This is a genomic window from Natronomonas sp., from assembly GCF_036625485.1.
GTDB lineage: Archaea > Halobacteriota > Halobacteria > Halobacteriales > Haloarculaceae > Natronomonas.
In genome coordinates this window covers 1-6,286 of sequence record NZ_JAZKTR010000137.1, presented here as the reverse complement: position 1 = coordinate 6,286, position 6,286 = coordinate 1, and the positions used below count along the sequence as shown (strand labels likewise).

The 6,286-nt window shown below is 65.4% G+C and carries 8 protein-coding genes; 4 read left to right on the top strand and 4 right to left on the bottom strand.

Features of this window, described 5'->3' with window-relative positions:
- Nucleotides 1–1,074, bottom strand: a complete 1,074-nt coding sequence (gene carA / locus V5A53_RS11880; protein ID WP_332313828.1) for a glutamine-hydrolyzing carbamoyl-phosphate synthase small subunit — start codon at nucleotides 1,072–1,074, stop codon at nucleotides 1–3.
- 102 nt (nucleotides 1,075–1,176) lie between these two features.
- Between carA and V5A53_RS11875 the strand changes: the two genes are divergently transcribed.
- From V5A53_RS11875 to V5A53_RS11865, 3 genes are all read left to right on the top strand, one after another.
- Nucleotides 1,177–1,590: an Lrp/AsnC family transcriptional regulator gene (locus tag V5A53_RS11875; RefSeq protein ID WP_332313827.1), complete on the top strand. Its 414-nt coding sequence runs from the start codon at nucleotides 1,177–1,179 to the stop codon at nucleotides 1,588–1,590.
- A 49-nt stretch (nucleotides 1,591–1,639) separates the two neighbouring features.
- Nucleotides 1,640–2,254, top strand: coding sequence for an NUDIX hydrolase (locus V5A53_RS11870; RefSeq protein ID WP_332313826.1), 615 nt, complete (start codon nucleotides 1,640–1,642; stop codon nucleotides 2,252–2,254).
- A 238-nt stretch (nucleotides 2,255–2,492) separates the two neighbouring features.
- A complete protein-coding gene (locus tag V5A53_RS11865; RefSeq protein ID WP_332313825.1) occupies nucleotides 2,493–2,660 on the top strand; it encodes a hypothetical protein in 168 nt (55 codons plus the stop codon).
- On the opposite strand, the gene V5A53_RS11860 is transcribed toward V5A53_RS11865, so the two are convergent.
- From V5A53_RS11860 to V5A53_RS11850, 3 genes are all read right to left on the bottom strand, one after another.
- Complete coding sequence (locus tag V5A53_RS11860) at nucleotides 2,657–3,898, bottom strand: MmgE/PrpD family protein (RefSeq protein ID WP_332313824.1); 1,242 nt, start codon at nucleotides 3,896–3,898, stop codon at nucleotides 2,657–2,659. The genes V5A53_RS11865 and V5A53_RS11860 overlap by 4 nt on opposite strands.
- Nucleotides 3,899–4,015: 117 nt before the next feature.
- Complete coding sequence (locus V5A53_RS11855; RefSeq protein ID WP_332313823.1) at nucleotides 4,016–4,354, bottom strand: hypothetical protein; 339 nt, start codon at nucleotides 4,352–4,354, stop codon at nucleotides 4,016–4,018.
- Complete coding sequence (locus tag V5A53_RS11850; protein WP_332313822.1) at nucleotides 4,347–5,402, bottom strand: zinc-binding dehydrogenase; 1,056 nt, start codon at nucleotides 5,400–5,402, stop codon at nucleotides 4,347–4,349. The genes V5A53_RS11855 and V5A53_RS11850 overlap by 8 nt, the downstream gene beginning before the upstream one ends.
- A gap of 90 nt (nucleotides 5,403–5,492) precedes the next feature.
- Here V5A53_RS11850 and V5A53_RS11845 point away from each other — a divergent pair, with 90 nt between their 5' ends.
- The gene (locus V5A53_RS11845; RefSeq protein WP_332313821.1) at nucleotides 5,493–6,161 is read left to right on the top strand and encodes a MogA/MoaB family molybdenum cofactor biosynthesis protein; all 669 of its coding nucleotides are present in this window, start codon (nucleotides 5,493–5,495) and stop codon (nucleotides 6,159–6,161) included.
- Nucleotides 6,162–6,286: the final 125 nt, after the last annotated feature.

Here is a 6,286-nt window from a genome sequence, read left to right as displayed (position 1 = left end):
TTAGTCGTCCGCGCTCGGCGTAGCCACGGAATCTTCCTCGGTCAGCGCGATGACGTCGTCGAAGAAGCTGAGAGTGTCGTTGGGGCCGGGATGGGCTTCGGGGTGGTACTGGCGGGTGATGATGTCCATCTCGTCGCTTTCGAGGCCTTCGGGGGTATCGTCGTTGACGTTGATCTGGGTGACTTCGAGTTGGCCGGGTTCGGAGACGGTGTAGCCGTGGTTCTGGGTCGTCATGACGACCTTTTCGGTCCGGAGGTCCTGAACGGGCTGGTTGACGCCGCGGTGGCCGAACTCCATCTTCTCGGTCTCGCCGCCCAGCGCCTCGGCGATGACCTGCTGGCCGAGACAGATACCGGCAAGCGGCAGGTCGTCGACGTACTCGTCGACCAGCGCGGCGGCCTGCTCGAAGTTCTTGGGGTCGCCGGGACCGTTGGAGATGAAGAGGACGTCAGGGTCGACAGACTCGACGTCGGCGACGGTGGCGTCGTACGGCAGGAGTTCGACGGTGGCGTCGCGGTCGACGAGCGAACTCGTGATGGAGCCCTTGGCGCCACAATCGATAAGCGCGACCGTCGGGCCGTCGCCGTCGGGGTTGTGGGTCTGCCGTTCGTCGACGGAGACCTGCTTGCCGATGTCGGTGTGCTCGCTCATGGCCTTGCACTGTTCCAGTTCCTCCTCGGCGGCTTCGGGGGTGGCGTCGGGACCGGCGGCGATACCGCATTTCATCGCCCCTTCCTCGCGGATGTTGGTGACGAGGTCGCGAGTGTCGAGGTGGTCGACGGCCGGGATGCCCTCCTCGGTGAGCCACTCGGCGACGTCCTCGGTGAACTCGCGGGCGATGGCGGCCCGGGGGTGGACGCGCTCGGATTCGAAGCGTTCCTCTCGGACGCCGTAGTTACCGATGAGCGGGTACGAGAACGTCAGGACCTGCTCCTCGTAGCTGGGGTCCGTGAGCGATTCCTCGTAACCGGTGTAGGCGGTTGTGAAGACCAGTTCCCCGCGAGTACGGCCGGGTGCGCGGGCGCGGGCCTCGACGACCTGCCCGTTCTCCAGCGCCACGTAGGCGTCCGTCATTACGAGAAGCGTATGTTATACCCCCAATTAACGCTTGTGTTCGAAGCATAGTTACGAAATTCGTAATCGGTAAGTGCCCCCGGACGCAACCCTCGTATCTCGATGGACGACCTTGACCGCCAGATACTGGCCATCCTCCGGCGCGACTCCCGGACACCCTACACCGAAATCGCCGACGAGATCGGTACCTCGGAGGGGACGGTCCGCAACCGCGTGGAGCGTCTTATCGACGAGGGCATCATCGAACGCTTCACTATCGCCACGCGGACGGGCAACGTGAAGGCGATGGTCGAGATCGGCGTCGCCGTCGACGTCGATACCGGCGCCATCTCCGACCGGATGGCCGACTGGAAGGAGGTCGATTTCGTCTGGCAGGTCTCCGGCGAAGAGGACGTCGTCGTCGTCGCCGACACGACCGACACCGGGACGCTCAACGACATGATCACTCGCGCTCGCGAACTCGACGAGGTCGTCTCGACGAAGACGCGCCTGATTCTCGACGAGAAACTCGGCTAGCGTGGGGCGAGTCGAAGAGGCCTTAACAGCTACCCCCATTGCAAAACGCATGAGCACCGACGACATCGACCCCGCGAACGGCGGGACCACGGAGGAGGCGGCCGGCGACGAGGCACCGGCTGACCACGAGAACGCACTGCAGGACGTCATCGCAGTCGACGCCGACGACAACGAACAGGATACCGTCAACCGACTGGACGCCCACACCGGCGACGGCATCCGCCACCGCGCCTTCACGGCGCTGGTCTTCGACGGCGACGGTAACATCCTCCTGGCTCAACGCGCCCCCAACAAGCGCCTCTGGGACACCTACTGGGACGGCACGGTCGCCTCCCATCCCGTCGAGGGCCAGACCCAACTGGAGGCCACGCGCGAACGCCTCGAAGAGGAACTCGGCATCTCTCCCGACCAGTACAACGACCTCCGCGTGACGGACAAGTTCGAGTACAAGCGCTACTACATGAACGAGGGCCTCGAATGGGAGGTCTGTTCCGTGCTGCAATGTACCCTCGACGACCTCTCGATGGACCCCGACGAGGAGGAGGTCGCGGGCCTGATGTGGGTCCCCTACGAGCGACTCTACGAGAACCCAAAGTGGTACCGCCAACTGCGCCTCTGTCCGTGGTTCGAGATCGCGATGCGCCGGGACTTCTCCGAAGCGTAACGACTCGACTACCGCCGTTTCTCACGCCACCGACTTTCTGGAGTTCACGATACCAGCTCCTGTTCTATCACACACCTCGACAGCAATTATTGCCGTATCTTTTTGACAAACGTACGTTTCCTTGTGCGGCAGATACTTTACGAATGCGTGTAAAATCCCGAGAAAAGTTTTACAAGCTACCGGATTGTATGCGAACTTGAATACGATGTCTACATATCGGGTTCGGGACGCGGTGGCAATGTATCTGAACGAGTCCCTGACCGAGGCGGAGGCGGCCCGACGGGCCGGGCTCTCGCGGGCGCAGTTCCGACAGTACGCCCGCATCTGCGGACTCGCCGTACAGGCGTCCGAATCCGATGGGGAAACGACCGGCGCCGACTCCGAGGCGGCCCCGCTACGGGGTTAATCCAGTAGTCGCGACAGTTCTGCGGCCGTTTCGGCTTCCAGCGAGCGGACGGTATCCACGATAGCCGTCCGGCGCTCGGCGCCGTAGTCGCCGGCCAGCACGTGGAACTTCTCTTCGACGACGCCCCACGAGGCCGGCTTGGCGGGATGGCCGGTCGGCCACTGGACCTCGGCCTCGTGTTTCGCACCGTCGCGCGCGGTCACGGTCACCCGGGCGGGTAGTTCGCCGATACCGACCCGCTCGTCGAAGTAGTCGGTGCTCGTTATCTTGACGGCGTCGGCGACGGGCCGGAGGTCGGCGCGTTCGCCGGGATGGACGGTTACGTCTCGGTCGACGAGCGCCGCGGCGATGGCCCGGGCGTCGATCTCCGGAACGGCCTCGGCGTAGCTTTCGACCGAAACGTCGTCGATGTCCGCGGGATCGAAGGCCGTATCCTCCGCGACGTCGAGGGCGGCCTCGATGGCCGCTTGTGCGTGCGGGTGGCCGGCGTAGGGCCGAATCGCGGCGTCACGGACACGCTCGCAGCCGGGGTCGAAATCCAGGTCGAACGGGCCGACGAGGTCGGTCCAGCCGCCCCCGGCGGTAAAGGAGTCGGGTCCGACGACCCCGCCCTCTGCGAGCAGACAGGCTTCGAGGCCGTGTTTGGCGGCCGACCCGACGGCAATGGGGTCGAAGGGCCGTTCCTCGATACCGAGCGTGCCACGACTCGCCGCGAGGCCGACGGCGCTCGTGAGTTTGTCGACGGCAAAGCCCATCGCGCGGCCGGCGCCGGCCGCGGCCGCGATGGCAGTGTGAGTCGCAGGATGGAATCCGTCCAGCGGTGCGTTCCACGCCAACTCGCCGTGGACCTCGTGGGCCGCGGCCAGTCCGGCGAGCAACTCCTCACCGGGGGCGCTGCGAGCCTCCGCGGCGGCGAGGACGGCCGGTATCGGCCCGGCGGCCGACGAGAGCGTCGGTGCGAGATACGTCGCCCGGTTGCCCGCCTCCGCCAGCGCGGCGTTGTACATCGCCGCGTCGGCGGGTGCGGCCCCGCGGTCGGAACCCCACAGACGGCTCTCGACGTCGGTTCCGGTCGTCACCGCGCGCCGGATTCCATCGGTCGGTTCGACGTCGAGGCTGGCGAGCGCGACGCCCACGGTATCGAGGACCCGACGCTTGGCGGCCTCTCGGACCTCGTCGGGCAACTCCTCGTAAGATACCTCCGCCGCGAACCCCGCGATATCGACTGCCGATGGCATGACCGTACAACTCACAGCACGCGGTCAAAAGCGTTCGGTGCTGGGCGGCGTCGGCGAACGTTCGGGCACCTGGCGGCCTGCGGCGGCCCCACCGACTGCGCGCCCGTCCGGGTCCGGCTACGGGCGGGTCGTCGCCCACACCGCGAGGATGCCGAGGACGATAGCCGGAATCATCGGCAACGCGAGGTAGGTGTCCCAGAACGTGAGCCCGAACACCGTAGGTGCGTACGGATACGCGTAGATGATGCCCGGGATGAGCAGGAACGCGACGAAGACGGCACCGACCAGCATCCAGCCTCGCCAGTCGAACTCCCGGTCGACCCCGTCGGGATGGACGTGCGCCCCCTCGTCCGCGTCCGGCCCTCCATCGCCGGCCGCATCGCTGGCCGGCCCTGTCGGTTCGCCGCTCGGCGCGTCGCCGTCGGCGTCCGGTTCGTGGACGTAGCCGTCACTCATACGAGTCGGGGTCGTACTCGCTGTCCGGGACGACGACGACCGACCCGAAGCCCTCCCGGCCTTCGAGGATCTCGTGGCCGCGTTCGATCTCGCTCATCGGCAGTACCTCACGGACGTGCGGTTCGAAGGTGCCGTCGAAGACCTTCGCCATCACGTCGTCCATCTCGCCGGGCGTGCCCATCGTCGACCCGAGGATATCGAGCTGTTTCCAGAACACCTTCGGGATGTTCGTCTCGGGGCTGATGCCCGAGGTGGCACCGCAGGTGACGATGGTGCCGCCGCGGGCGGCGACCGACAGCGAACCGTCCCACGTCGCCTCACCGATGTGGTCGACGACCACGTCGACGCCGCGACCGTCGGTCATCTCTTTGATCTCGTCGTTGAAGTCGACCTCCTCGTAGTTGATGAGGTGGTCGGCACCGATATCGCTCGCGTAGTCGAGTTTCTCCTGGGACGAGGCGGTCGCGAAGACCTCACAGCCCTCGTTGGCGGCGATCTGGACGGCCGCGTGGCCGACCCCCCCGGAGGCACCGTGGACCAGCACGCTGTCGTTCTGCTGGATGTCCGCGCGGGTGACGAGCATCCGCCATGCCGTCTGGAAGACGAGCGGGGCCGACGCCGCCTTGACGAAATCGACGTCTTCGGGCAGCGGAATGAGGTTGTCCTCGTGGAGCGCCGTCTGCTCGCTGTGGACGCCACGGACGTGCTCGCCGATCATCTTGAAGTCGACACACAGCGACGTTTCGCCCTTCCGGCAGAACTCGCATTTCCCGCAGAACAGGTTCGGGTCGACGACGACGCGGTCGCCCTCCTCGAAGCGGGTGACGTCCTCGCCAACCTCGCTGACGACGCCCGCGCCGTCGCTGCCGGGAATGTGCGGCAGTTCTTCAGGGCTGGGCATCCCCTTGCGGGTCCAGACGTCGAGGTGGTTGAGGCCGCCAGCCTTGATATCGACCAGTACTTCCTCCGAGTCGATCTCAGGGTCGGGGAATTCGCCGTACTGCAGTACGTCGGTGGAGCCGTGCTCTTCGTAGAATATCGCTTTCATAATCCCCCCTGCGTACGCACCGTGCAAAACACTAGCGGAGAAAGCAATCTGGACGGTGGACTTTACACCGCGGCCGCCGCAGTGGGTCGTATGACCGAAGAACCCACCGACGACGGGCACGAACACGCCCACGACGACCACGGACACGACAGCGAACACGCCCGCGACGATCACGGACACGACAGCGAACACGCCCACGACGATCACCATCACCACGACATCCACGAGTTGGGCGTGGCCGTCCTCACCGTCTCGTCGAGTCGCAACATCGACGAGGATGCCGCTGGCGACGCCATCATCGAGATCGTCACCGAAGCAGGCCACGAGATGTCCGTTCGGGAACTCGTCAGGGACGATTACGACAAGGTGCAGGGCGCTGTCAACCGCCTCGTCGGACGCGGCGACACTGACTGTGTCATCACGACCGGCGGCACGGGGGTCACCCCCGACGACGTGACCATCGAGGCGGTCGAATCGCTCTTCGAAAAGCACCTGCCGGGGTTCGGTGAACTGTTCCGCACGCTCTCCTACGACGAGATCGGGACGAAAATCGTCGGCACCCGCGCCGTGGCGGGCGTCGCCGACGGCGTCCCTGTCTTCTGTCTGCCCGGCAGCGAAAACGCCGTTCGCCTCGGCACCGAGGAGATAATCGTCGAGGAAGCACCTCATCTCGCCGGACTGGCAAAACGCGAGGAGGAAGCCGAAGACGCTGAAGAGGGTGAAGACGCTGAAGAGGGCGAAAACAACGACGGCGAGTGATGATCTCCATCACCGTGTCGGGGTGCCGAGGCGCTTGTCGGCATCCGACGAGGCACCGATTATCATCGGCAGGGTTCTCGAACGCACTCCGCTGAAATATCGATTATCAGACGATATGTTTGCCT

Excerpts from the sequence above, each read along its gene's own strand:
- carA (WP_332313828.1), bottom strand. The coding sequence starts at position 1,074 with ATGACGGACGCCTACGTGGCGCTGGAGAACGGGCAGGTCGTCGAGGCC.
- V5A53_RS11875 (WP_332313827.1), top strand. The coding sequence starts at position 1,177 with ATGGACGACCTTGACCGCCAGATACTGGCCATCCTCCGGCGCGACTCC.
- V5A53_RS11870 (WP_332313826.1), top strand. The coding sequence starts at position 1,640 with ATGAGCACCGACGACATCGACCCCGCGAACGGCGGGACCACGGAGGAG.
- V5A53_RS11865 (WP_332313825.1), top strand. The coding sequence starts at position 2,493 with ATGTATCTGAACGAGTCCCTGACCGAGGCGGAGGCGGCCCGACGGGCC.
- V5A53_RS11860 (WP_332313824.1), bottom strand. The coding sequence starts at position 3,898 with ATGCCATCGGCAGTCGATATCGCGGGGTTCGCGGCGGAGGTATCTTAC.
- V5A53_RS11855 (WP_332313823.1), bottom strand. The coding sequence starts at position 4,354 with ATGAGTGACGGCTACGTCCACGAACCGGACGCCGACGGCGACGCGCCG.
- V5A53_RS11850 (WP_332313822.1), bottom strand. The coding sequence starts at position 5,402 with ATGAAAGCGATATTCTACGAAGAGCACGGCTCCACCGACGTACTGCAG.
- V5A53_RS11845 (WP_332313821.1), top strand. The coding sequence starts at position 5,493 with ATGACCGAAGAACCCACCGACGACGGGCACGAACACGCCCACGACGAC.